Consider the following 24810-nt stretch of genomic DNA (forward strand, 5'->3'; position numbering starts at 1 on the left):
CTTCGAGACGTTGCAGTGCAACGTCTCTGCTTTTCACGTTCGATGTTCCTCGATGCAACGCCGCGCCTGGGTGATCTGTTGGCGCACGGCTTCTGGCGCCGTTGCGCCGGGCACACGGCGCTGTGCTACGGAACGATCAATGTCTAACACCTGAAGAATGTCGTTGCTGCAGGCGGGATGCGCTGCGAGAAAAACGTCGAGTGGCAGCGCCGAGAGCGGCGCCCCGCGCTGCTCCGCCTCACGCACCAGCCTGCCAACCACATGGTGCGCTTCGCGAAACGGGACGCCGCGCGCCACCAGGTAATCGGCGATGTCGGTAGCCAGCATCGTATCGTCGAGCGCTGCACGCATGCGGTCATGGCGGAAGCGGGCCGTTGCTACCGCCCCGGCGGCAACCGGCAGCGCCAGTTCGAGCGTGTCAGCGGCGTCGAACAGCGGCTCTTTGTCTTCTTGCAGGTCTTTGTCGTAGGCGGATGGCAACCCTTTGAGCACCGCCAACACGGTGACCAGATCGCCAGTGAGCCGACCTGCTTTGCCGCGCAGCAGTTCGAAAGAATCGGGATTTTTTTTCTGCGGCATAAGACTCGAACCGGTGCTGTAGGCGTCGGCGAGAACGACGAAACCGAACTCGGCGCTGCTGTAGATGATCATGTCTTCCGCCAGGCGGCTGAGGTGCGTGCCGATCAACGCTGCACAGAATAGAAACTCGGCAATGAAATCACGGTCGCTGACGGCATCGATGCTATTGGGGGAAATCGCTGCCATCCCCAGGTCAGCGGCGAGTGCCGTGCGGTCGATTGCCAGCGGCGTTCCGGCAATCGCGCCTGAGCCGAGCGGGAGCACTGCCGTTCGTTTCGCACAATCCGCCAGGCGCTCGCGGTCGCGTTGCAGGGGCCAGAAGTGGGAGAGCAACCAGTGCGCGAGAAGCACCGGTTGGGCGCGTTGCAGGTGGGTATAGCCGGGTATCACGGCATCGCCTGCGCCTTCAGCCTGCGCCAGCAATGCCTGTTGCAGCGCGCGCACGCCGTCGTCGATGCGCCGAATCGCGCCCATCGTCCAGAGCCGCACGTCGGTCGCCACCTGATCGTTCCGGCTGCGTCCGGTGTGGAGTTTGCCCGCAACCGCGCCGACGAGTTCCCCCAGTCGCCGCTCGACGGCGGTATGAATATCTTCATCAGCCGGAAGCGCTGCGAAGCGTCCTTCGTCGAACTCGGCGTAAACCGCCTCGAGTCCTGCCAGTAAGGCGTCTCGCTCTTCCGCCGATATGACTCCGGCCTGCGCGAGTTGACGCGCCCATGTCATGCTCCCGCGAATATCCTCACGCCACATTCGTTGATCGAACGGAAATGAGTTGTTGAACCGCGCCATCAGCGCGTCGATCCCCTCATCGAAGCGACCTCCCCACATGGTTTTCTCCTTCCGAGAACTGAGAACTGAGAACTGAGAACTGAGAACCGAGAACCGAGAACTGAGAACTGATACCAGGTGGCGTTCAGTCAGACAAGATGTTCGAGCGTTCGTTTTGCAAGGTGCAACGGTCAACGTGCCCCGGCAGGCATGCCGCGGACCGCCGTCCGCCCGGCAGCTGAAGCCGCGGGCTATGGTTGCAAAGCCCGCCTGCGCGGGCTTCACCAGGCGATGCCGGATTCTTGTCTCAAAAACTAGCATTGTCCAAATGACCGCGCATTATGAGAACCAGAGAGTCACAGGTTCTTGGTGAACGACGAGGTCATAGTACACGAAAAGGAAAAGAGGTCAGCAGCAGGATGAGTAACACCCAATTGCCTTTTTCCAACATGCTCAGTGATCTCCCCCTAACCCCGAACCCTGTGGTACAATGCGCATAGCACAAACATACATTATCACATCCACATTCGAGAGCGCAGGATGATGTCTGTTTCCCGCCAGTCGATGATCACCGCGTCGCAGGAAGAACTCGAAGCCCTGGTACTCGACGCTGCGCCGCGTCAGGGGCAGTGGAGCGAAGAGGATTATCTGTGGTTGAGCGAACGTGTGAGCGTGCTGATCGAATTGACTGACGGTTCTATCGAAGTGTTGCCGATGCCGACCGACCGTCATCAATCAATCCTTCTCTTTCTGTACCGTCTCTTCTTCGCGGCGGTTGAATTAGCCGGCGGCAAAGTGCTGATTGCGCCATTGCGCCTTCGCATTCGTTCGGGAAAGTATCGTGAACCCGATCTGCTGCTGGTGCGTTCGGCGCGTGATATGCGCCGGCAGGATCGCTTCTGGATCGGCGCCGATCTTGTGCTGGAAGTGGTCGGTCAGGATAAACCTGTGCGCGATGTGGTCGAAAAACGCCATGATTACGCCGAAGGGGGCATCCCCGAATACTGGATCGTCGACCCGCGCGACGAGACCATTACAGTCTTGCGACTGGCGGACGATGCGTATGTGGAACATGGGACGTTCGGGCGCGGCACGCAGGCGACATCGGCGCTGCTCGCAGGTTTTACCGTCAGTGTTGACGCGGTCTTCGACACGGAATAGATGGCGAGAACAGGTATGGTCAGACACTTTCTTTCCGCTGCCGATCTGACGCGCGCCGATGCCGAGGCGTTGCTGGATCGGGCGCAAGCGTTGAAGGCGGAATGGCGCAATGGCGGGCACGCGCGCGATGCGAGCGGTGTGTTGCCGCTCCAGGGCAAAACACTGGCGCTGGTGTTCGAGAAACCATCGCTGCGCACGCGCGTCGCCTTCGAAGCCGGTATGACCCAACTCGGCGGGCATGGCAGTTACCTGTCGGCAAACGACATCGACATGGGCGGGCGCGAAAGCGTTCCCGATGTGGCACGCAACCTCAGTCGCTGGGTGCAGGCGATTGCAGCGCGCGTCTTTTGCCACGCAACCGTTGAGACCCTGGCGCGCTATGCCACTGTGCCGGTCATCAATGCGCTCTCCGATCGCGAGCATCCCTGTCAGGCGCTCGCGGATATGCTGACGTTGCGCGAACATTATGGCCGTCTCGAAGGGTTGACGCTGGCGTATGTCGGCGATGGCAACAACGTGGCGCACTCATTGATGCTCCTGGGAGCAACGCTGGGGGTGAACGTGCGTATCGGTTGTCCGCTCGATTATCGCCCCGACCCGGATATTCTGGCGCTTGCGGAGCAGCGCGCCGCTGAGAATGGCGCTTCGATCCGGGTGATGCCATCGCCATTGGAAGTGGTCGCCGGAGCGGATGCGGTCTACACGGATGTATGGGCGTCGATGGGACAGGAACACGAAGCAGCCCGACGCCGGCCGGTGTTTCAACCGTACCAGGTTAATGCAGCATTGATGGCGCACGCCCGATCAGGATCGCTGTTTATGCACTGTCTCCCGGCGCATCGCGGCGAAGAGGTGACGCCTGATGTCATCGATGGTCCGCAGTCGGTGGTCTTCGAGCAGGCGGAGAATCGGTTGCACGTTCAGAAAGCGCTGATCCTGACCCTGCTTGGATTGTAGAGGAAGCCTATGCATCTGATCGTCGTCGGATGCGGTCGCGTCGGATGTCTGCTGGCGCAGCAGATGGCTGCCGAGGGACATTCGGTTGCAGTGGTCGATAAGAATCCGCAGGCGTTCAAGCGTCTCGGGCGCGGATTTCACGGCCAGACGGTGCTTGGCGTCGGGTTCGACCGCGATACGCTGCGCGAGGCGGGCGTCGAACGCGCCGATGCGCTTGCAGCAGTGACGAACGGCGACAACTCGAATTACATTACCGCGACGGTCGCACGCGATGTTTTCCGCGTGCCGAATGTGGTGGCGCGCATCTATGACCCACAGCGTGAGGCGATCTACCGGGAACTCGGCATTCGCACGATCAGTTCGACCAGTTGGGCGGTTCATACAATCCGCCGGATTCTTCACGGTGATGAGACCGTCTCATCGGTCCAATTCGGCAGCGGCGAAGTGGAGATTGCAGAAGTCACCATCAGTGGACGGCTCGTCGGTCACTTTGTGCGTGATCTGTCGGTGCCCGGCGAGATCATGCCGGTGGTTATCGTGCGGCGTGGGCGAGCATTTCTGCCAACCCCCGGCGTGCTGCTCGAAGATGGTGATGTGGTGCATGTTGCAGTGCTTGCAACCGCAACCGGATTGCTCGACTCGATGATCCAGTAACCCTGCGGAATGCCATGAATGTACTGATTGTCGGCGGCGGCAAAATTGGGCGTAATCTGGCAATGTTCCTGACGACCGAGGGGCGCCATTCGATCACTCTGGTGGAGAAGCAGGAGCAGGTGGCGTATTCGCTGATGCGGATGTTGCCGGATATTCGGGTGGTTGAGGGGGATGGCTGCGATCCTTCGGTGCTGCGCGATGCGGGCGCCGAGTTTGCTGATGCCGTCGCTGCGGTCACTGGCGACGATGAGGACAATCTGGTCATTGCGGTGCTGTGCAAACGCGAGTTTCGCGTCAATCGCGTTGCTGCGCGTATCAATAATCCGAAGAATGCCTGGCTGTTCACCCGTCGTATGGGGGTCGATCTGCCGATCGATACAGCACAGACGATTGGGCGTGGGCTGGAAGCCGACATTAACCTCGGCGCGATTGTGCAACTGACTCGCCTGCGTGAGGGGCGAATCTCACTGATTGAATTCACGGTCTCAGCCGAGTCGAGCGCGGTGGAAAAGACTGTCGCTTCGTTGCGACTGCCGCCCGATTGTTTGCTGACGGCCATCCTGCGCGGCGATGATGTCATTCTTCCTTCGGGAGAGACGGTTATCCAGGCGGGTGATCAGGTGATTGCCCTGGCATATCGCGACCGTGAAGCGTTGCTCGCTGAGCGGTTTCAGTAGTATGGCTCGTCTGATCCGCACCTCGCGACAGCGAACGACATCTCGCGCCCCCGTCCGCCATCTGGTTGTCTGCCAGCACGACGGGCGGTTCGATAGCACGGTCGAAGCCGCTGCGATCAGTGACTTGATCCAGCAGAAGGATCAGATTGTTTGGGTGGATCTGCTCGATCCGCGCCCAGAAGATCTTGCGCTGCTCTCCGAGGAGTTTGGGTTCCATCCTCTGGCAATCGAAGATGCGACCCACTCGCACGAACGTCCCAAGATCGATTCGTACAACGGATACTATTTTCTGCTCTTCTATGCCCTGCGCTATGATGAAACGCAGAAGCAGGCTTCTTCGCAGCAGGTCAGTCTGTTCATCGGATCGAACTATCTGGTGTGCATCCATCAGGACTCGATTACCGCAATTGACGAAACAATCCGGCGCTGGCAGCGGTATGACCATGATTTTGACGAGGATGTCGCCGAACTGCTCTATCATCTGCTCGACACCATTGTTGATGAATACTTCCCTATTCTGGACGCCCTGATCGAGCGAGTCGAGGAGGTCGAGGCGCAGATTTTCGATCATTTTCGTCCCGAAGCGCTCCAGGAGATCTTCGCACTCAAACGGGAACTGCTTTTGATGCGCAAAATTGTCGCTTCGGAACGCGATGTGCTGAATGTGCTCATCCGTCGCGAAGCGCCGATCTATCCGCGCGACATGGTCGCCTATTTTCAGGATGTGTACGACCACCTGATTCGCATTACCGACAGCATCGACACCTACCGCGATCTGCTGTCAAGCGCCCTCGATGCGTTCCTGTCCCTTCAGTCGAATCAGTTGAACCAGGTTGTCAAAACATTGACGATCGCCTCGATCATTCTGATGTCGGCGGCCCTGATCGCTGGCGTGTATGGCATGAATTTCGACATTATGCCGGAGTTGCGCTGGCCCTGGGGCTATCCCTTCGCGCTCGGTCTGATGGCGGCGGTCAGTCTGCTGCTGATTGCGATCTTCAAGCGGCGCGGGTGGTTGTAGCGGCACGTTGCACGTGGGCAGGCGCGAGGATGCAAAGGTGGGAAGGTTGCAGGTGACGGTCAGAGGGGTTAACCCCTAACCGCTCCCCGGAGGAGGTGATCGTGGATATCCGACCATCACCCATTGCCGGCAGCTGGCATCCCTCGAACCCGGCGCGTTTACGGCGCGAGGTCGAGCGCTATCTGGAACAGGCGACCCCTCCCGCATTGCCGGGCAGGGTGTGGGGGTTGCTGGCGCCGCATGCTGGCTTACGCTACTCTGGCCCGGTTGCAGCATGGGCTTTCGCCTGTGTGCGTGGCGGTACGCCGGATATTGTCGTGATTGCGTCGCCGTGGCACCGTGGCGGTGAAACACCACTGATCACCGCCGGGCACGCGGCGTATGAGACGCCGCTGGGCATCGTCGAAGTCGATGCTGATGCGGTCGCACGGCTCGACCACGCATTGCGCGCGCGACTGGGGGTTGGTCTGGCGCGGCGGCGCTACGACGATGAGCATGCCATCGAAATCGAATTGCCGTTTCTTCAGTGCGTCCTCGGACCATTCCGCCTGCTGCCGGTGATGCTGGCGGATCAGCGGGCAGCGACGGCTGCTGCACTCGGCGCGGCGCTGGCAGAAGCCGTGCAGGGGCGAAACGTTCTGCTGATCGCTAGTTCGGACCTCTCGCACTATGAACCAGAAGCGGTTGCGCGCCGGCTCGATGCGGAGTTGTTGCGGCGGGTCGCGGCGTTCGATCCCGATGCCGTAATTGCCGCTGAGCTGGAAGGCGTTGGATATGCCTGCGGCAGCGGCGCGATCGCTGCCGTGTTGTGGGCTTGCCGTGCTCTTGGCGCCGATCAGGTCACCATTCTGCACTACGGAACCTCTGGCGATGTCGAACACAATGCGCCGTGGGTCGTCGGGTACGGAGCGGCGGCGATCTGGCAGACAGCGTGAGGAGCGCACAGGAAGAGACCTGTCAGGTCGGCGGGGCAGGCGGCAGCGCGGGGACCGGTCCGGGCAGGTCGGCGGGACTGGCAGCGTAAGGGCAGGTCTGAGACCTGCCCAGCCAAAGGGGCAGGTCTCAGACCTGCCCCTTCGGTTCTCCGCTGCCGCTGCGCGGTCAGCCGGTCACTTCCGGCACGATCAGCCCGTAGTTACCGTCCTGGCGGCGATAGAGCACGTTCAGTTTCCCGGTTTCGGCATCCTGGAAGATGAAGAAACTGTGTCCAAGGAGTTCCATCTGCTCGACTGCTTCATCACTGTACATCGGCTTGATCTGGAACTCCTTCGTGCGGACGATGTGTGGTCGTTGCTCTTCCTCGACGCTTTCGGCGGGAGCGGCGGCGGTCGGTTCCGGCAGCGCCTCGACAATTTGACCTCCCTGACGGCGCAGCCGGCCGCGCCGCCAGTGCTTATCCTTGTAACGCTCGATCTGGCGTTGGAGCGTGTCGTACACTTCATCGATCGCCGCATACAATTCCGGCGCGCGTCGCTCGGCGCGCACCAGAACCCCATGATCGCCGATAACCGTCACCTGCACGCGGTGGACATTCCCCTCGTTGCGCCGCATCTCTTCCATATGCTCGACCGTCACTTTGTCAATGCGATCAAGGTACCGATCAAGGCGCGAGAGTTTTTGCTCAATGTGCTGGCGCTGGCGATCCGAGAGTTTGCCATTGCGGCTGTTTACGATCAGGTTCATACTGACCTCCTGCATCACTGCCCGTACCTGTGACAGGCGGACGACAACGGTTGATGCGCAGCATCGTTGCTGCGAAGGATGCAAAAAGCCCCCAACCGCCGTCAGGCGGGTGAGGGCTTCATTTGTCGTCAACGAACAACAACGGCGGTATTCGCGTCTCCGTAACCGTGAGGGCCGCAAACGGTATGAACCACGTTTGTCGTCCTTTCCAGGCTACGAATGATGATTCAGAGGCTTAACATCTTCGTATACTGTTGTTCTATTGTACTACGTGAACTGATGCAGTGCAAGAGGGAAGTGTTAAGAATCGCTAACCCTTGGTCTTATCGTCCCATCGCACGCCGCATGATGTTCCAGTACGAAACGGGCGCCAGGCGCACGAGCAGGTCGAGCATATGCGCGTCGCGCCCGACCAGAATGCGCGCTTTGCGCTGCTCGACCCCTTTGACGATGGTTTCGCCGGCGACTTCGGGAGGCAGTTTCAGCAATCGGCGTGATCGCGCCAATCCCTGTTCGATCGCTTCACGGGGCACTGCCGCTGGCCGGCGTGCTCGCTCGGAAATGGCTGTGGCCACGCCGCCGGGAAAAACGACCGTCACGCCAATCGACGTGGGTTCGAGTTCGTGCCGGAGCGCCTCGGAGAATCCGCGCACTGCAAATTTACTGGCGACGTATGCCGCCTGCCCCGATGGCGCCACAAGCCCGAAGACGCTCGAGATATTCACCAGACGCGCATCATCGCTCGCTTTCAGCAGTGGCAGGAATGCGCGCGTTAAGCGAACGAGACCATAGAAGTTGATGTTGAACAGCCATTCAAAGTCGGCGTCGCTGACCTGATCGAAGGCGCCCCACATCGCCACGCCAGCATTGTTGACCAGCAGATCGACGCCGTTGTGCACGCGACGCACAGCGTCGGGCAAGGCGGCAACCCCTTCTGCGTCGCCAACGTCGAGGTGATGACAACTGACGCGTATCCCGTGCGACGCGATCATGGCTGCTGTGTGCGCCATGCCCGCTTCGTCGATGTCCGCCAGCGCAAGGTGACAGCGGCGGCGCGCCAGTGACATGGCAATTGCCCGACCAATGCCGCTCGCTGCACCGGTGACGACTGCCGTCCGGTTTGCCAGTTGCATCCGCCGTGTCACTATTGTGCTCCTCGTACCGCAGGCGCCGGTTGTTGACCTGGACGGATGAATTCCAGCGATCCGTCGTTCAGGCGACCGAGGCGCAGGCTCAGGATATCACGGAGATAGTTCTGATGCGCTTTCCAGGGGGCGTGCCTCCCCTGGCGCGGAATAGTGTCGAGGGCGCGCTTGATATAGCCGGAAGTCAGCGTCACTGCCGGTTGTACGGGCAAGAGCCTGTTTGGTCGCCGCGGGGTGCATTGAACGTAGCCATGTTTATCCATGTAGTTCAGCAAGCGGCAGACATACTGCGCGATCAGTTCGCACTTCAGGGTCCACGATGCATTGGTGTAGCCGAATGCCAGCGCCAGGTTGGGCACATCGCTGAACATAGCGCCGCGATAGGTCAGCGTTTTTCCGAGATCGACCGGAACGCCATCAACGACGATCTGTGCACCGCCCATCGGTTTCAGCACAAGACCGGTGGCTGTGACAATGATGTCTGCATCGAGTTCGGCGCCGGAAGCAAGCCGGATGCCGGTTGTGGTAAAACGCTCCACCTGATCGGTCACGATCGATACTCTGCCGGCTTTGATTGCCCGAAAGAGGTCGCCGTCGGGCGCTACGCAGAGCCGCTGATCCCACGGGTTGTAGCGAGGATTGAAATGGGTCTCGACGTCAAAATCAGGACCAAGGTACGCCTGAGCTTGCTTGAGCAGATTTCGTCGTGTGGCGTCGGGCAGGCAGCGCGCCAGCGTATAGAAGTACATTCCAACCCCAATCGACCACCAGCGTGAGAGGCGATAGGCGATGCCAGGCGGCAATCTTCGGTACAATCGACGCATGACAGGGTCTTCAGCAGGCAGGGCCGCCACATAGGTTGGCGAACGTTGAACGATGGTCACGTGCGCCGCGTGCTCCGCCAGCGCCGGCGCCAGCGTCACTGCCGTGGCGCCGCTGCCGATGATAATCATGCGCTTCCCGGCGTAGTCGAGATCGTCGGGCCATTGCTGGGGATGAACGACGAGTCCGCTGAAACGATCAATATCAGGCCAGTCGGGTGTGTATCCACGCGCATAGTCGTAGTACCCTGTGCACATGAAGAGAAAGGAGCATGTGAACTGCGTCGGTGAGCCATCCGACATTCGCATGGCTTCTACCGTCCAACGCGCCTCAACCGATGACCATACCGCACGCTGGACGCGATAGCCGAAGCGAATCTGGCGGTCGATGCCATACTCTTGCGCTGTTTCTTTGATATATTGCAGGATCGATGGCCCGTCCGCCATTGATTTTAACCCGCGCCACGGGCGAAAACTATACCCCAGCGTATGCATGTCCGAATCCGAACGGACCCCCGGATAGCGGAAGAGGTCCCAGGTGCCGCCAATCGTGTCGCGGCTTTCCAGGATGGCGTACCTTTTCGTCGGGCAGCGCGTTTGCAGGTAGTACGCGGCGCAGATGCCGGAAAGCCCGGCGCCGACGATCAGAACATCGACATGAGATGATAATGCTGGCATTGCTTCACCCGGTGTTGCGTCAGTGTGCGGAGTGTTGACCGCAGAGCCAAACATGCGGTCGGTATCAGAGATGATTTCTGAGAGCCAAGAACTGAGAACCAAGAACTGAGAGCCAAGAACTGAGAACCAAGAACTGAGAGCCAAGAACTGAGAGCCAAGAACTGAGAACCAAGAACTGAGAACCGAGAACTGAGAACCAAGAACTGAGAACCGAGAACTGAGAACTAGGAAGAGCCAGACACGCGGTCGGTATCAGAGATGATTTCAGTATACCACGAGAAGCATGAGGCGTGTGGGGGATCTGATACTCCATCACGTTCGGTCAGACCAGATGTTCACGCGTTGGGCGAGGCGCAACGGTCAACGCGCCCCGGCAGGCGTGTCGTGGACCGCAGTCCGCCCGGCTGAAGCCGCAGGCTACGGTTGTCAAGCCCGCCTGCGCGGGCTGCACCGGGCGATGCCGGATTATTTGCTCAAAAACCAGTGTGGTCCAAATGACCGCGCATGAGTATGAGCGTGAGGTGCTGTCATAATGGGTCACGAAACGCCGTATTGCTCGGGTGAAGCCCTCGCCAATAGAGCGATCAACCAAAACCTGGACAATCAAGGGACGGAGAGCAGCGGGCGTTGGCTGAGCCTGTCGAAGCCAGCGTCTGCCGCAAGGCGGTCAATACGGGCCATTGTGCCGTCTGACAGCATGTCGCAAGGAGGTGTCGATTGACTGTATCCAGGGGAATGATGAAGAATTGTTCAGTGTCATACTCTTCCGGTATGATGTATGATATACGCAACACCGGCGTTGCGTTGACAGAGGGCAGGCAATGCCGTACAGTACGTGCAATTCTACCGTTGTGAGGTTCGCCATGGCGCCACTGCTCGTCGATCAGCGTCAGTTACAAACCCTGAGTCAGCTTATTTCGGCTGGCGGATATCAGGATGTGCACGAATTGCTTCAGGCGTCGCTGGAGCGGCTGGTCGCTTTCTGGCCCGCGCAGGGAGGCGCGTTGCTCTACCACGCGCCGCACGGCGAAGTCATTCGGCTGCACCACGGGGTGATCGACAACGAGGCTGGCGCCCTGATAGCCGAGGCGCGCGAAACGTTCGCCCGTCGTGAAGAGGGGCGTGAACCGACCATCGGATACTACACGCTCGACGATGAACGGAAACTGCTCGAACTTCCGCTGTCAACCAGTTCACAGACGGTGGGTCTTTTGCACCTGGTGGTGCTCGACGCCGAGACGGAACGTCCATCTCCTGCGCCTGATGAGGACCTCGCCATGCTGCTGGTGCGCGCGATTGGCGGAGAAGCCGATAAGCTGGCGTGCCTGCGCCGCGCCGAACAGGACCTGCGCGAACTCCATTTGCTCTACCAGGTGGGGCAGGCGCTGGCGAGCAACCTCGATCTCTCCAGCCTGCTGAACGATATTCGCAGCCGGGTGCCGGAGGCGATGGGCGCCGAGCGCTGCTCGATTATGCTGCTCGATGAGCAAACCCGCGAACTGGTGCTGGAGTTGCCCGACCCGCACACCGGTGAGCGGCGCGAGTTTCACATTCCGCTTGATCGTGGCATTGCCGGCTGGGTGGCAACCAATGGCATCGGTCAGATCGTTAATGATGTTGAACAGGACCCGCGCTGGTTCGATGGCATTGCGCGCGATGTTGATTTTGAGACGCGCCAGATCCTCTGTGCGCCGATGCGCATCGGTGATCGCGTGGTTGGGGTGATGCAGGTGCTCAACAAGCGTGATGGAACCCCGTTTGATGATCAGGATCTGCGTCTGTTGACAACGCTGGCGACGCAGGCGGCGATTGCGGTCGAGAATGCGCGTCTGGTGCGCAGCCTGAAAGAGGAGCGCGACCGGTTGCTCGCCAAAGAGGCGGAGGTGCGGGCAGCGATTGCGCGTGACCTGCACGACGGACCGACTCAGAGCATCGCGGCAATCGCAATGAATATCGAGTTTATCAAGAAGCTGCTGCGTGCCATGCCGGAGCGGGTCGAAAGCGAATTGGACGTGCTTGCCGATCTGGTCCACAAAACCGCTTACGATATTCGTACACTCCTTTTTGAACTGCGGCCGCTTGGGTTGGAAACCCAGGGGTTGCTGGCGACCTTGCAGCAGTATGTGGCCCGCTTTCGCGATCCTGCCGGCGTTATGAAACTGCGCCTTGAGGCGCCGTCCAGCATTCCACGGTTGCCGGTTGAAGTCGAAGCCGCTATTTTCATCATCATTCAGGAAGCGGTCAATAATGCACGCAAACACGCGCGCACCGATGAAGTGGTTATCTACCTGTATCTGGAAGAAGGTCATCTGGTTGCCAGTGTGCGGGATCGCGGGCGCGGGTTCAACCTGGCAGCGGTCGAATCGAGTTACAATACCCGTGGATCGTTGGGTTTGCTGAATATGCGTGAGCGCGCGCGCTTGATCGGCGGTGAGTGCCGCATCCGCTCGGCGGAAGGCGAGGGCACAACGGTCGAATTGCGTGTGCCGCTTGCCTGATGTCGTTGGAGATTTCGGTGGCAGGTGTATGGAAACGAACGATACTCCTCCGCATGTTCGTCTGGGTCTGAGTCGCCAGCGGTTGGTCGCCGGTCTGCGCACCATGATCGCCTCGCGTGAGACCGATGATCGGCTCTGGCTGCTGAACCGCCAGGGGCGCGCTCATTTCGTAGTGACCGCCGCCGGTCACGAAGCGACGCAACTCGGATGCGCCTGGGCGATCCGCGTCGGTCACGATTATGTGATACCGTATTACCGCGATATGACGCTGGTCATGGCGCTCGGTCAGTCGGTGCTCGATGTCCTGCTGCACGCCATGGCGCGGCGTGATGATCCATCCAGCGGCGGGCGGCAGATGTTCGGGCACTATAGCAGTCGCCGTCTGCGTATCGTCAGCGGATCGAGTTCGGTGGGAAGCCACCTGGTGCATGCCGCCGGTCTCGGGCTGGCATTTCGCGCGCGGGGCGAACAGGACATCGCCGTGATGGGGTTGTTCGGCGAGGGGGCTACGGCTGAGGGCGCCTGGCATGAGGGAATGACCATCGCCGGCATCCATCAACTGCCGGTAGTCTTCGTCTGCCAGAACAATCAGTACTCGATTTCGATCCCTGTTCATCGGGAAGTGCCGGTGCCCGATGTGGCCATGAAAGCGGCAGGATATGGTATGCAGGGCGTCGTTGTCGATGGCAACGATGTTTTTGCCGTTTACGAAGCGGCGCATCAGGCGATGGAGCGCGCACGCAACGGCGGTGGACCAACACTGCTCGAGTGTAAGACATACCGCCTGCGTCCGCATTCAAGCGCCGACGATGACCGCAAGTATCGTTCCGCAGAGGAGGTTGAATCCTGGCGGGCGCGCGACCCGATCAAACGCTTTGAGCACTACCTGGTGGAGCACGGAATCATCACGAGTGAGGAAATCGAAGCGTTGCGACGCGAGGTGCGCGCCGAAGTCGATGCGGCGACCGATGCCGCCGTTGCCGCGCCCTATCCCTCTGTCGAAAGCATTGCCGATCATCTGTATGGATGATGCGCCGGAACGCCTTTTGCGGGCGACCGGTCAGACGACTCCACAACGTTGTGGGTGCTGGCTGAGAGAAGAGATACCAACGCCTATGCCTGCTATGACCTTTATCGAAGCGATCCGGTCGGCGTTGCACGATTCCATGGCGGCTGATGATCGGATTATGGTGCTCGGCGAAGATGTCGCGGTTAAGGGCGGCGTCTTTCTGGCAACCGAAGGGCTGCTGGCGCGCTTTGGCGAACATCGCGTGATCGATATGCCGATTGCTGAGTGTGGCATCGTCGGCGCGGCCATCGGCGCGTCGCTGCACGGCCTCCTGCCGGTCGCCGAGATTCAGTTTGCCGACTACATCTATCCGGCGATTGATCAGATCCTCAACGAAGCCGCGCGGTTTCGCTATCGCTCGAACGGCGATTGGAGCTGCCCGATTGTCGTGCGTGCGCCATGCGGCGCCGGCATCCATGGCGCGCTCTACCATTCGCAGAGCGTCGAACGCCTGTTTACCAGCACGCCGGGCATTAAGGTGGTTATTCCGTCAACGCCCTTCGACGCCAAGGGGTTGCTGATCGCCGCGATTCACGATCCGGACCCGGTGATTTTCTTCGAGCACAAGCAACTGTACCGCTCGGTGCGCGGCGACGTTCCCGAAGGGGTCTACCACGAGCCGATCGGGAAAGCCGTGATACGGCGCAGCGGCAGCGATATGAGCGTGTTCACGTATGGATTGATGGCGCATTATTCCCTGACAGCCGCCGGGCAATTGGCTGCCGAGGGGATCGACGCCGAAGTCATCGATCTGCGCACCCTGGCGCCGCTCGACCGCGATGCGATTCTGTCGTCGGTCAAGAAGACCGGTCGCGCGCTGATTGTCCATGAGGATGTGCTGACCGGCGGGATTGGCGGGGAAATCGCGGCACTGATCGCTGAGTATGCGTTCGAGTATCTGGATGCGCCGGTGCGTCGCCTTGCATCGCCCGATCTGTTTGCCACGCCGTTCGCCGATCCGCTCGAAGAGCATTTCATGCTCAATCCCCAAAAAATCGCGGCAGCAGTGCGCGATCTGGCGCGCTACTGACCATTTCGCATTCGGAGGTGGCATATCAGTACCAAGACAGCGCAGCTTCGACGCACTCCCTGGGGCGCCATCATCGGGCTGCTCCTGCTTGCAGCCATCATTGCGGTCGCGTACCTCAACCGCGAAGAGGTGATCAAAGCCTTTATCCTGCTGCGCAACGCTCGTCTGGAGTATCTGCTGCTGGCGTTTGGCGCCGTCGTGACAGGATTTGTGTGCGCCGGGCAGATTTATGGTCGGGTGCTGGCGATTCTGGGGCATCGCGCGCAGTTCTGGTGGTTGACCGCTGCTGCAATGGTGACGATTCTGATCAACCAGGCGATTCCGGCTGGAAGCGTCGGCGCTTATGCGTTTCTGGTCGCCAGCCTGCGACGACGCGGTTTTCCCGTCGGCAGCGTTGCCATGGTTGCAGGGATGGAACTGTTCAGCTGGAATGGCGCGGTGCTGGTGGCGTTCAGTTATGGTCTCATGTATCTGCTGGTCACGACCGGTTTGAGCGGTGCGTCGGTCAGTTACGGGGCGCTGGCGGTTGCGTTGGGGGTCATGAGCGGCGCGATCTACGTCGCATCGCGCCCGGATGCCACGCTCCAGGAGTGGGCGCTTCGCCTGAAGCGCCTGGTAAATCGCCTGTTTGGACCGGTATTGACGGCGGCTCAGGTCACGCAGGTGGTCGATGAAATCATTGCCAGTCGCCGCCTGATTCTCGAACAACCGCGCCGGATTGTGATGCTGGTCGGGTTGCAGTTGCTGATCTTTTGCTGCCACAGCCTGGCATTGCTGGCAATCCTCCACAGCCTGGGCGCCGATCCGCCGATTGCGGCTATGTTCGCCGCGTATGGCCTGGCGCTGATCGTCAGCATCTTCACACTGCTTCCTGGCGGCGGGGGGACGGTCGAAGCCGCCTTGACCGTCGCGCTCCATGCTCAGGGTGTGCCGCTCGAAGCTGCACTTGGCGGCGCTCTTCTGTTTCGCCTGATCAGTTTCTGGATGATGCTCCCCATCGGAATGCTGTGCTACCGCGTGCTCACCCGGTCTCCAGGCACATCGTGAGTCTTCAACGGTTCTTCACTGCGCGTATTTTGCGATCAGCGCTTGTTCGCGTGGGCTGAACGAGTTGCACGCTTGCCGCCAGCAGCGCAGCGGAGAAGAGGATCGATAACGCGCTATAGAGCACCCACGGACTCGGCACAACGACCTGTGTAGCGCCCGTCCGAACCACCTCGAAAAAAATCTCGCCTCCGCTCGAAAGCTGCGATGCCGTGGTTCCGAGTGCAATAAAGGGATGCAGTGCAATAACAAACCGGCTAAGATAGATGAACCAGATCGAGTCTAGCAGAGCCGACGGTGCGCTTGATCCTATGATCAGGCTGAAAATAACAATGAGGAAAGGAATGCCCAACAGGAGCGCAATGACCGTGCCGATGGCGAAACTGGTCGCCCCCAGGGAGCTTTGCAGCATGGCAGACCAGAACAGCCCGATCGTTGCGTAGAGGAGCGCCGTGACAACCAATCCAGCGATAGCGATGAGCACTTCGGTCAACCCGATGCCGCCAAACAGGAATGCCAGGCTCATCACCGGCACAATGGCGACGATCAAGAGCAGGGCGAATGCCAGCGCCGACACCAGTTTGCCCCACACAATCTGCCACGGCGTGAGCAGTGATGCCACGAGCAGATCATATGTCTGGCGCTCTTTCTCGCCAGCAATGCTCCCTGAGGTCAGCACCGGCGTGATCAGACAGACTTCGATCAACGCAACCGTTGAAATGGTGAAAAAAAGCGCCTGGCCAATCCGCCGTCCGGCGTTGAGGTCGTTGCCGGTATCCTGGGCGATTGCCGCATACAGCAGGAGTGCGACACCCGCCAAAATCAGCAAATAGATGGTGAGCAAAATATAGGCGCGCGCGCCACGCATGCGGCTGCGCAGATCCTTAACCAGGATCGGGTTGAGTTCCAGCATACGCATTCCTTCAGACAATGCCCTTCGTGACGTGCAGAAAAATATCTTCGAGGTCGCCAGACTGTTCGGCAAAATGCGAGATGCGCACCCCTTCCGCAATGAGCATCGCCAGCAGATCGCCCAGGGCATGCTCATCGCCGGCAAAATCAGCCAGAAGGGTATGCGGTCCGGTCTCGTCATTGAGCGGCGCTTCCTGACCGTCGGATTCGGCGCGTGCGCCTTCCCGACGGAGTTCCAGCACATCGGGGTGCGCGCGCAGCAACGCTTCTGCGTGCGCTGCTCCCGCAACAACCCGAATTTCGACAATGCGATGCGGCCGCAGGGTGCGCAGAATCTCTTGCACCTCGCCCGCAGCAAGCAATTTGCCCCGCTCGATAATGCCGATGTGTGTGCACATTTCTGCAAGTTCGCTCAAGATGTGCGAACTGATCATGATCGTCTTTCCCATCACCCGCAGTTCCTTGAGCAGCTCGCGCAATTCGATGCGCGCCCGCGGGTCGAGGCCGCTCGCCGGTTCGTCCAGGATGAGCAGGCGGGGATCATGCATCATGGAACGCGCCAGGCTCAGCCGCTGTTTCATGCCGCGCGACAGCGACATCACCGGCTCATCGCGCTTGTGCGCCAGATCGACGAGTTCCAGCAGTTCGCCGATCAACTGCTGGCGCCGCTGCGCCGGTATGCCGTAGGAGCGCCCGAAAAAATCGAGGTACTCCCACGACTTCATATTGTCGTAGACGCCGAAGAAGTCGGGCATGAAGCCAACAAGCCGCCGCACGGCGCGTGGTTCACGGGTGACGGACACGCCAGCGATGTGCGCTTCACCCGACGTTGGCGGTAGCAGCGTCGTCAGGATGCGCATGGTTGTCGTTTTGCCGGCGCCGTTTGGCCCGATGAAGCCGAAGATGGCGCCTTCGGGAATGGTGAGGTTCAGATGATCCAGCGCAAGATTCGAGCCATACCGGCGTGTAAGGTTGTGCGTTTCGACAAGAGAAGTCATACCACTGCTTTCAGAGATAAAAACCGCCTATCACTATGATACCAGTTTTGCAAGCCATGCTACAATGATCCGCCTATGATTTCGACGCCGCACGAAGAGCCGCAACTCTTTTTCTTCTGTGAATTGAGCGGAACGGATCTCCTGCGTTTGCTGGATTACCCGGATGTGCTGAACCTGCTGGCGACGCGCGCGTATGGCATCGCCCTCGCCTTGCCCGTCTTCGACGATGGGTATGCAGCAGCAACGCGTGTGCTCAACACACATGGCATTCCGGTGGTCGCCTGGCTGGCCTTGCCTGCCGACGAAGGGTTGGCGTTCAATCTTCAGAACTATCCGCGTGCTGCGGCGTGCTATCAGGCGTTCCATGCATGGGCGCAGGCGAACGCTCTGCGGTTTGCCGGGGTCGGTTTCGATATGGAGCCGCCATTGAGCGATGCGCTCTTTGTCGGATGGAGCAGCGCGCGCGAGATTACACGGCGTCTCTGGCTGGCGCGGGATAATGCGCTCTTCCCGGCGGCGCGCGCGGCGTACCTCGAATTGATGGCGGCGGCGCGGCGTGATGGCTACGAGGTGCACGCCTATCAGATCCCTCTGATCGCCGATGATCGCCGTATCGGGACGACCCTTCTCCAGCGCGCGCTCGACATCGTCGATCTGCCCGCTGATGTCGAGGTCTTGATGTGTCTGAGCGAAACCGCGCCTGAATGGTTCGGCAGCGCGCTGATCGCCGTCTACGGACCGTCCGCCGATGCGCTGGCGGTTGGGAGTTCGGACGGCAGCGGCGCAATCCTGCACTGGGAGGATCTGCGGCGTGATCTGCTCCTGGCTGCTACGTACACCGACATCATTTATGTTGCCACATTGGAACAGTGCGTCGCCAACGGGCATCTTGCGCGAATTGCCGCGCTCGATTGGGAAACGCCGGTTCGGATTGCTGTATTGCCCTATGCTGTGCTCTGGAGCATGCGTCTGCTGGTGCTCATAGGGCTGATCATCGCCCGGTATGGAAAAACAGTATTCGCTTGGCTAGGGTGGCTTGTTGCGCTGATCCTCTGGTTACGCAGCAGGCGGACGACGGCTCAGCCAGCGTCCGGCAATTGCCATGGCGCCAACGAGCAGCGCCACCAGGCCAAACGCGAGCAGTGGTGAGGAAGTCACCAGATCGCCAGCACATGCCAGCAATGCCAGCGCCGGAGCGACCCCGGCAAGGGACGCCAGCGTATAGGCGCCAAACCCCAGGCGCGAGTAACCCGCAGCAAAGGATACCAGCGGATAGGCAGGTCCTGGCAGCAGGCGTAACAGCAGGACACTGCGCCAGGTTACCCGCTGCGCCAGGCGTTCGACCTGCTCACGCATCGCGGGCGACAGTCGCGGCTCGATCAGTGATCGCCCCCAGCGCCTGGCAAGCCAGAAACCGGCGCTGGCGCCGATCAGATCGGCTATCAGAGCATACAGGAAACCTGCGATCGGTCCGAATGCCAGCCCGGCGCCAATCTGCAGCACGGCGGCTGGCGCGATCGGCGCCACCAGGAGGAACGCCAGCGCACCGATCAATGTCAGCGGACCGAAGAGACCCAGGGAGAGGACTGTATCACGGATAAGAGCAGGACTCAGCAACGCGCTGGACGTGCGGAACAGCCAGAATGCCGCGCCAGCAGCGAGCAGCAGCAGCACACCGGTCATCAGGCGGCGGGGACTCAGGAACATCTGAAAGCGGGCCGGGAAACGTTCCACGCTATGCTCCGGCGTTGAGTTGATTGGCTGCGAGTTCTTCCTGGCTTATCATCTGCGAATCATCTGTGCGACGCAGCACGTAGACCGCCAGATCACAGATGCCGCTCTTGATATGATAGTGGCGGCGCAGGAAAAAGTATGGTTGCAGCAACACGCGGTAGGCTTCGTCCTGGCGGATATAATCGCCGCGATCCAGCCAGTGCATGAGATGTCCCAACACATTCCACGGACGCGGCGAAGGAATGTCCTCCATCACGAGCAGCGTCGCTCCAGGGCGAAGCACGTGGTGCAGGTCGGCGATGGCGGTATGTACCAGGTCATCGGGAAGGTGGTGGAACACGCCAAGGACGAGACCTCCATCGAAACTGCCGGATGCGAAGCCAAGCCCGGCGCCGCTCATCACGGCATAGCGGCCCGGACGGCGACGACCGGCATAGTGGATGTAGCGCCGGGCAATATCGACGCCGACATACGATTCTGGCGGAAAACAGGTCGAGAATTCACCAGTGCCGCAGCCAAAATCGATGAATCGGCGCTGCCCCGCGTCGCGCCAGGGCTGGAGTTCGCGGGCAATCACGTCTTTTTCGGCATCGAACCCATCTTCGACAACACGACGCAGAAAACCCCAGAGTCCTGGGTGGGTGGAAAGTTTGTTGAGCAATGTCTGGAGCATAGCAGGCGGTGAGGAATAGGGATCGGGCAATAGGCAATAGGGATCAGGCAATAGGCAATAGGCAATAGGCAATAGGCAATAGGGATCAGGCAATAGGCAATAGGGATCGGGCAATAGGCAATAGGGATCAGGCAATAGGCAATAGGCAATAGGCAATAGGGATCGGGCAATAGGCAATAGGCAATAGGCAATAGGCAATAGGGATCGGGCAATAGGCAATAGGCAATAGGCAATAGGCAATAGGCAATAGGGATCGGGCGCTAGGTGATGCTCTCGTTCTCAGTTCTCGGTCAGTCTGCCTGGCGACTGAAGCCGCGGGCTACGGCTGTCAAGCCCGCCTGCGCGGGCTGCATCGGGCGATACCAGATGATATTCTCAAAAACCATTCTTGTTCAAATGACCGCGTATGAGTATCAGTTCTCGGTTCTCAGTTCTCAGTTCTCGGTTCTCAGTTCTCAGTTCTCAGTTCTTGGTTCTTGGTTCTTGGTTCTTGGTTCTTGGTTCTCGGTTCTCGGTTCTCGGTTCTCGGTTCTCGGTTCTCACACCTTCCGCGCCCGACAGATCACCGACAGCCCCACCGGAAACGAACCGCCGCGCGCGATCCAGGCGGCTTCGGCAGCGAGCGGCCAGCGCAGCGCCTCGTTCAGAATCGCCGGCGGCAATTGGAGATCCGAGCCGTGGCGATCAACGGCGGGCAGCACGCGCTCGATAAACCGTTGCGTCAACGGCAGCGGCAGCAGGAGCGTGTTGACATACGACATGCGCTCAATCTCAAACCCCTGCTCCTGAAGCAATGCACGCACCTCACTCGCTGTGTAGCGCCGTCGTCCATGGACAGCGCAATCGTGTCTGCCGCGCAGCCACTCGAACGCCGGGAGCCGGAGCGCCACGCGACCGCCAGGACGAAGGACGCGCCATGTTTCGCGCAGCGCAGCGGCTTCGTCGGGGACGCCACGGTGGTACAGCACCTCGAATGATGTCACCAGATCGAAACACTCATCAACAAACGGCAATGCCAGCACACTTGCCCGCGCCAGGGCGCCGCGCAGCCGTTCAGCGCCGAAGAGCGCCGCCTCCGGCGCCAGATCGACGGCGGCGACTGAGCCGTACCGCCGCAAAAAGACCACGTTCCCGCCGGTGCCGCATCCAGCGTCGAGAATGCGCAAATCGCGTCTTCCGGCATAGACCTCATCGAGCAGCGCCGCCGCGATCGCGCGCATGCCGCCGTACCACCAGTGGCGGCTCTCGACTGCCGCCATTACCTCGTATTCTGTGCGCTCCATGCCTCTCGCTCGCCTGTCGAGCAACGCCGGAACAGTGTACCAGAAGCGCCGTATGCGTGCAAGTAGTGCGATCAGAAGTGAGGCTTCGGCGACAGGCGCCAGCTTCATGGTACACTGAATATGAAACGTTTGTTGATCGCACATAGGAGGCGTCTGTGAAGCAATACACGAAACCATCGGACGATGAACTGCGGCGGCGGTTGACGCCTGAGCAGTATGAAGTGACCCAGCACGAAGGCACCGAGCCGCCGTTCCAGAATGCCTACTGGAACAATAAGGCGCATGGCATTTATGTGGATGTCGTTTCGGGGGAGCCGTTGTTCAGTTCGCTCGACAAATACGACTCGGGCACCGGCTGGCCCAGTTTTACGAAGCCGCTCGAGCCAGGCAATATTGTCACCCGCGAAGATCGGAAACTCTGGATGGTGCGCACCGAGGTTCGTTCGAGACATGGCAACTCGCACCTTGGGCATGTGTTCGACGACGGTCCCGCACCAACCGGTCTGCGCTACTGTATGAACTCAGCCGCGCTACGGTTTATTCCGGTCGAAAAACTGGAAGAAGAAGGGTATGGCGAGTATCTGCCGCTCTTCGAGGGGATCATCAACAAGAACAGCAGGTAGTCACGTCCACAGGCGTCCCTGCTCGGCGCCGTTATCGACGATGCGCTCGATGTAGGGAACGTCGAGATGTTCGTAGGCGCGCCGTGTGGCGATCCGGCCGCGCGGCGTGCGCTGCAGAAACCCGAGTTGCAGCAGGAACGGCTCGTACACGTCCTCAATGGCATCGACTTCTTCCGCAAGCGACGCAGCCAGCGTCGAAAGCCCGACCGGTCCTCCGCCGAACAGATCGATAATGGCGCGCAATAATCGGCGGTCATTCTCGTCAAGCCCGAGATGGTCAACTTCCAGTTTCGCCAGCGCGTCGCGCGCCACCTCGAGCGTAATCACCCCATCGCCGATGACCTGGGCATAGTCGCGCACGCGGCGCAGCAGCCGGTTGACGATGCGCGGCGTGCCACGCGCCCGCGCCGCGATTTCGCGCGCTCCTTCCGGCGTGCATTCCACTCCCAGAATGCGCGCCGAACGCATTACAATCTCGTAGAGTGCGTCAATCGAGTAAAACTCGAGTCGGTGCACCGACCCAAAACGGTCGCGCAGCGGCGACGTCAGCAACGCCAGGCGTGTGGTGGCGCCGACAACCGTGAAATGCGGCAGTTTCAGGCGCAGGCTGCGCGCCCCCGGTCCCTTGCCGACCATGAGGTCGAGCGCAAAATCTTCCATCGCCGGGTAGAGCACTTCTTCGATAGCCCGGTTCAGGCGGTGGATCTCGTCGATGAACAGGATGTCATCTTTCTGAAGATTGGTCAGCAGCGCGGCAAGATCGCCAGCACGCTCAATGGCGGGACCCGACGTCAGTTTGATGTTGACCCCCATCTCATTGGCGAGCACGCCGGCCAGACTCGTCTTTCCCAGACCTGGCGGACCATAGAGCAGCGTATGATCGAGCGGTTCGCCGCGCCCTTTGGCGGCGGCAATCGCAATGCGCAACTGCTCGACAACCTTCTCCTGACCGATGAATTCGGCGAGACGACGTGGACGCAGACTCTTTTCGATCTGCTGATCTTCTTCGCCTGCCCTGGGGGTGATCACCCGCTCGTCGCTCATAGGCGCCTCCGCACACGTGTGCGGTCATTATACCATATCACTTTTTGCCGGAAGGGGTGTGCTATAATATCCCGCGCCTGTCTTGCACCCGCGTTGATCTGGAGGACAACGATGCCCACCCTGCGTGCGCGCGATCTTGCGCCCGATCTGATCCTGTTCAATGGCGCTATCACAACGTTCGATCACGAATTGCCCCGTTGTTCTGCAATTGCCTGCAAGGATGGCAGGGTTGTGGCGATCGGCGCTGACGTCGATGTGCGGGCGCTTGCCGGTCCGCGCACGCAGCAGATTGACCTTGGCGGGCGCACGGTGGTTCCCGGCTTCAACGACGCACATAACCATATGCTCGAACTGGGGATCAAGTTTTCTCGCCTGCAACTCGAACATTGCACCTCGATCGCGGAAATGACGGCGATGGTGCGCGCGGCGGCGGCGCAAACGCCGCGCGGCGAGTGGATCATCGGCGAGGGGTGGAATGAGTCGCTCTTCGCCGAGGGACGTCTGCCCAACCGCCTCGATCTCGATGGCGCGACGACCGATCATCCGGTGCTGTTGAAACGCTTTTTCAACATGGATGTCGTGAACAGCCGGGCGCTCGACCTGGCGGGCGTCCATGCCGCAACCCCCGATCCGCAGGGAGGCAGGATCGAGCGGTTTGCCGACGGTTCGCCAAGCGGCATCCTGCGCGCTTCCGCCAAACTCTTCTGCCGGCGCCTGATCGCCGACCCGACTCCCGACCAGGCGGTTGATGCGTTGGAGGCTGCCGGTCGCGCCTATCTGGCGGTTGGCATCACCAGCATTCTCGATCCGGGGTTGCGTCCCTGGGAGATGCGCGCCTACCTCGATGCCCGGCGTGCGGGTCGGCTGCCGGTGCGTGTCAATCTCATGCCGTCGTGGCACGGCTTTCGCGAGGACGAAACCGTTGCGCAACTCGACGCACGCGCAGCGGAATTGGGCGTGTTCAGCGGATTGGGCGATCACTGGCTCAGCCTGGGCGGGTTGAAAATGGCGGTCGATGGCGGCACGACCAGCCGCACCGCCTGGATGTTTCAGCCGTTTGTCGGTGAAGAGAAGGTGCACGATTACAACCGGCTCGACCCGGAAGACCTGCGTGAGTTCTTTGCCCGCGGGCACGCGCTGGGGTGGGACATCGGCATCCATGCGATTGGCGACCGGGCACATCATGAAGCGGCATGCGCCTTCGCTGACGTCATCGAAGCCTCGCCGCGCAAGGATCATCGTCACAACCTGATCCACGCCTACTTTGCGACCGAAGAAAGCCTGCGCCATATGGCAGCGCATCAGATTGCTGCGGTCATCCAGCCGACCTTCATTTACTACGAAGGCGACGATCTCTTCCGCGATGTCGGTGAGCGCCTGGCGCACCAGTACAAGCCGGCGCGCACCTACCTCAATCGCGGCATTCCGCTGATTGCCACAAGCGACATTCCCAGCACGGTGCACTACAACCCGATGATCAGCCTTTACAGCCTGGTGACGCGCAAAACCTGGAAAGGAACGCTGATCGCGCCGCACGAAGCCATCACCCGTGAGGAAGCGCTGTACGCCTGCACCGCAGCCGGCGCGTGGCTGACCCGTGAGGAGCAGATCAAAGGGCGACTGGCGCCTGGTTTTCTGGCGGATCTGGCAGTGCTCGACCGTGATTATTTCACCTGCCCGGAGGAGGAGATCAAGGAGATTCAAGTTGAGATGACGGTCATTGACGGACGTGTGGCCTACCAGCGCGCCTGATGGCGT

Annotated in this window: 23 protein-coding genes; 13 read left to right on the forward strand and 10 right to left on the reverse strand. The window is 60.3% G+C overall.

Going from position 1 to position 24810, the window contains the following annotated elements:
• Positions 1-33: 33 nt before the first annotated feature.
• Positions 34-1407, reverse strand: coding sequence for an argininosuccinate lyase (argH, locus tag AC3EA7_RS06155; RefSeq protein ID WP_488613157.1), 1374 nt, complete (start codon positions 1405-1407; stop codon positions 34-36).
• Positions 1408-1887: 480 nt separating this feature from the next.
• On the opposite strand from argH, the gene AC3EA7_RS06160 reads away from it, so the two are divergent.
• From AC3EA7_RS06160 to amrB, 6 genes are all read left to right on the forward strand, one after another.
• Positions 1888-2508: a Uma2 family endonuclease gene (locus tag AC3EA7_RS06160; RefSeq protein ID WP_488613158.1), complete on the forward strand. Its 621-nt coding sequence runs from the start codon at positions 1888-1890 to the stop codon at positions 2506-2508.
• A gap of 15 nt (positions 2509-2523) precedes the next feature.
• Positions 2524-3465 carry an ornithine carbamoyltransferase gene (gene argF / locus AC3EA7_RS06165; protein WP_488613159.1) on the forward strand — a complete coding sequence of 314 codons (942 nt, stop codon included), beginning with the start codon at positions 2524-2526 and terminating at the stop codon, positions 3463-3465.
• Between the two features lie 9 nt (positions 3466-3474).
• Complete coding sequence (locus AC3EA7_RS06170) at positions 3475-4119, forward strand: potassium channel family protein (protein ID WP_488613160.1); 645 nt, start codon at positions 3475-3477, stop codon at positions 4117-4119.
• Between the two features lie 14 nt (positions 4120-4133).
• A complete protein-coding gene (locus tag AC3EA7_RS06175) occupies positions 4134-4796 on the forward strand; it encodes a potassium channel family protein (protein WP_488613161.1) in 663 nt (220 codons plus the stop codon).
• A 1-nt stretch (position 4797) separates the two neighbouring features.
• Positions 4798-5817: a magnesium/cobalt transporter CorA gene (corA, locus tag AC3EA7_RS06180; protein ID WP_488613162.1), complete on the forward strand. Its 1020-nt coding sequence runs from the start codon at positions 4798-4800 to the stop codon at positions 5815-5817.
• Positions 5818-5918: 101 nt separating this feature from the next.
• A complete protein-coding gene (gene amrB / locus AC3EA7_RS06185; protein WP_488613163.1) occupies positions 5919-6752 on the forward strand; it encodes an AmmeMemoRadiSam system protein B in 834 nt (277 codons plus the stop codon).
• Positions 6753-6918: 166 nt separating this feature from the next.
• On the opposite strand, the gene hpf is transcribed toward amrB, so the two are convergent.
• The 3 genes from hpf to AC3EA7_RS06200 all read right to left on the reverse strand — a co-directional run bounded on the left by hpf (position 6919) and on the right by AC3EA7_RS06200 (position 10144).
• Positions 6919-7500 (reverse strand): ribosome hibernation-promoting factor, HPF/YfiA family, encoded by a 582-nt coding sequence (hpf, locus tag AC3EA7_RS06190; RefSeq protein ID WP_488613164.1) that lies wholly within the window; start codon positions 7498-7500, stop codon positions 6919-6921.
• A 323-nt stretch (positions 7501-7823) separates the two neighbouring features.
• Positions 7824-8645, reverse strand: coding sequence for an SDR family NAD(P)-dependent oxidoreductase (locus tag AC3EA7_RS06195; RefSeq protein WP_488613165.1), 822 nt, complete (start codon positions 8643-8645; stop codon positions 7824-7826).
• The gene (locus tag AC3EA7_RS06200; RefSeq protein WP_488613166.1) at positions 8645-10144 is read right to left on the reverse strand and encodes a flavin-containing monooxygenase; all 1500 of its coding nucleotides are present in this window, start codon (positions 10142-10144) and stop codon (positions 8645-8647) included. The genes AC3EA7_RS06195 and AC3EA7_RS06200 overlap by 1 nt, the downstream gene beginning before the upstream one ends.
• Positions 10145-11007: 863 nt before the next feature.
• On the opposite strand from AC3EA7_RS06200, the gene AC3EA7_RS06205 reads away from it, so the two are divergent.
• The 4 genes from AC3EA7_RS06205 (at position 11008) to AC3EA7_RS06220 (ending at position 15788) form a co-directional block, all read left to right on the forward strand.
• A complete protein-coding gene (locus AC3EA7_RS06205; protein ID WP_488613167.1) occupies positions 11008-12642 on the forward strand; it encodes a GAF domain-containing sensor histidine kinase in 1635 nt (544 codons plus the stop codon).
• 28 nt (positions 12643-12670) lie between these two features.
• Entirely contained in the window at positions 12671-13672 is a 1002-nt protein-coding gene (locus tag AC3EA7_RS06210) for a thiamine pyrophosphate-dependent dehydrogenase E1 component subunit alpha (protein ID WP_488613168.1), read from the forward strand.
• An 85-nt stretch (positions 13673-13757) separates the two neighbouring features.
• Positions 13758-14741, forward strand: coding sequence for an alpha-ketoacid dehydrogenase subunit beta (locus tag AC3EA7_RS06215; protein WP_488613169.1), 984 nt, complete (start codon positions 13758-13760; stop codon positions 14739-14741).
• Between the two features lie 69 nt (positions 14742-14810).
• Positions 14811-15788: a lysylphosphatidylglycerol synthase transmembrane domain-containing protein gene (locus AC3EA7_RS06220; RefSeq protein ID WP_488613227.1), complete on the forward strand. Its 978-nt coding sequence runs from the start codon at positions 14811-14813 to the stop codon at positions 15786-15788.
• Positions 15789-15792: 4 nt separating this feature from the next.
• Here AC3EA7_RS06220 and AC3EA7_RS06225 read toward each other — a convergent pair whose 3' ends face one another.
• Complete coding sequence (locus tag AC3EA7_RS06225; RefSeq protein WP_488613170.1) at positions 15793-16698, reverse strand: ABC transporter permease; 906 nt, start codon at positions 16696-16698, stop codon at positions 15793-15795.
• Between the two features lie 10 nt (positions 16699-16708).
• The gene (locus tag AC3EA7_RS06230; RefSeq protein WP_488613171.1) at positions 16709-17695 is read right to left on the reverse strand and encodes an ABC transporter ATP-binding protein; all 987 of its coding nucleotides are present in this window, start codon (positions 17693-17695) and stop codon (positions 16709-16711) included.
• A 75-nt stretch (positions 17696-17770) separates the two neighbouring features.
• Between AC3EA7_RS06230 and AC3EA7_RS06235 the strand changes: the two genes are divergently transcribed.
• Positions 17771-18844: a hypothetical protein gene (locus AC3EA7_RS06235; RefSeq protein ID WP_488613172.1), complete on the forward strand. Its 1074-nt coding sequence runs from the start codon at positions 17771-17773 to the stop codon at positions 18842-18844.
• Here the strand turns inward: AC3EA7_RS06235 and AC3EA7_RS06240 are convergent.
• The 3 genes from AC3EA7_RS06240 to AC3EA7_RS06250 form a co-directional block, all read right to left on the reverse strand.
• Positions 18752-19429, reverse strand: coding sequence for a TVP38/TMEM64 family protein (locus AC3EA7_RS06240; RefSeq protein ID WP_488613173.1), 678 nt, complete (start codon positions 19427-19429; stop codon positions 18752-18754). The two genes, AC3EA7_RS06235 and AC3EA7_RS06240, sit on opposite strands and share 93 nt — an antisense overlap.
• 1 nt (position 19430) lies before the next feature.
• Positions 19431-20102: a class I SAM-dependent methyltransferase gene (locus AC3EA7_RS06245; protein WP_488613174.1), complete on the reverse strand. Its 672-nt coding sequence runs from the start codon at positions 20100-20102 to the stop codon at positions 19431-19433.
• A 539-nt stretch (positions 20103-20641) separates the two neighbouring features.
• Entirely contained in the window at positions 20642-21493 is an 852-nt protein-coding gene (locus tag AC3EA7_RS06250; protein ID WP_488613175.1) for a class I SAM-dependent methyltransferase, read from the reverse strand.
• 47 nt (positions 21494-21540) lie between these two features.
• On the opposite strand from AC3EA7_RS06250, the gene msrB reads away from it, so the two are divergent.
• A complete protein-coding gene (gene msrB / locus AC3EA7_RS06255; protein ID WP_488613176.1) occupies positions 21541-22008 on the forward strand; it encodes a peptide-methionine (R)-S-oxide reductase MsrB in 468 nt (155 codons plus the stop codon).
• Here the strand turns inward: msrB and ruvB are convergent, their stop codons facing one another.
• Positions 22009-23052, reverse strand: coding sequence for a Holliday junction branch migration DNA helicase RuvB (gene ruvB, locus AC3EA7_RS06260; RefSeq protein ID WP_488613177.1), 1044 nt, complete (start codon positions 23050-23052; stop codon positions 22009-22011).
• Between the two features lie 111 nt (positions 23053-23163).
• On the opposite strand from ruvB, the gene AC3EA7_RS06265 reads away from it, so the two are divergent.
• Positions 23164-24804 (forward strand): amidohydrolase, encoded by a 1641-nt coding sequence (locus tag AC3EA7_RS06265; RefSeq protein WP_488613178.1) that lies wholly within the window; start codon positions 23164-23166, stop codon positions 24802-24804.
• The last annotated feature ends 6 nt before the right edge of the window (positions 24805-24810 follow it).

This window comes from Roseiflexus sp. (assembly GCF_057785375.1).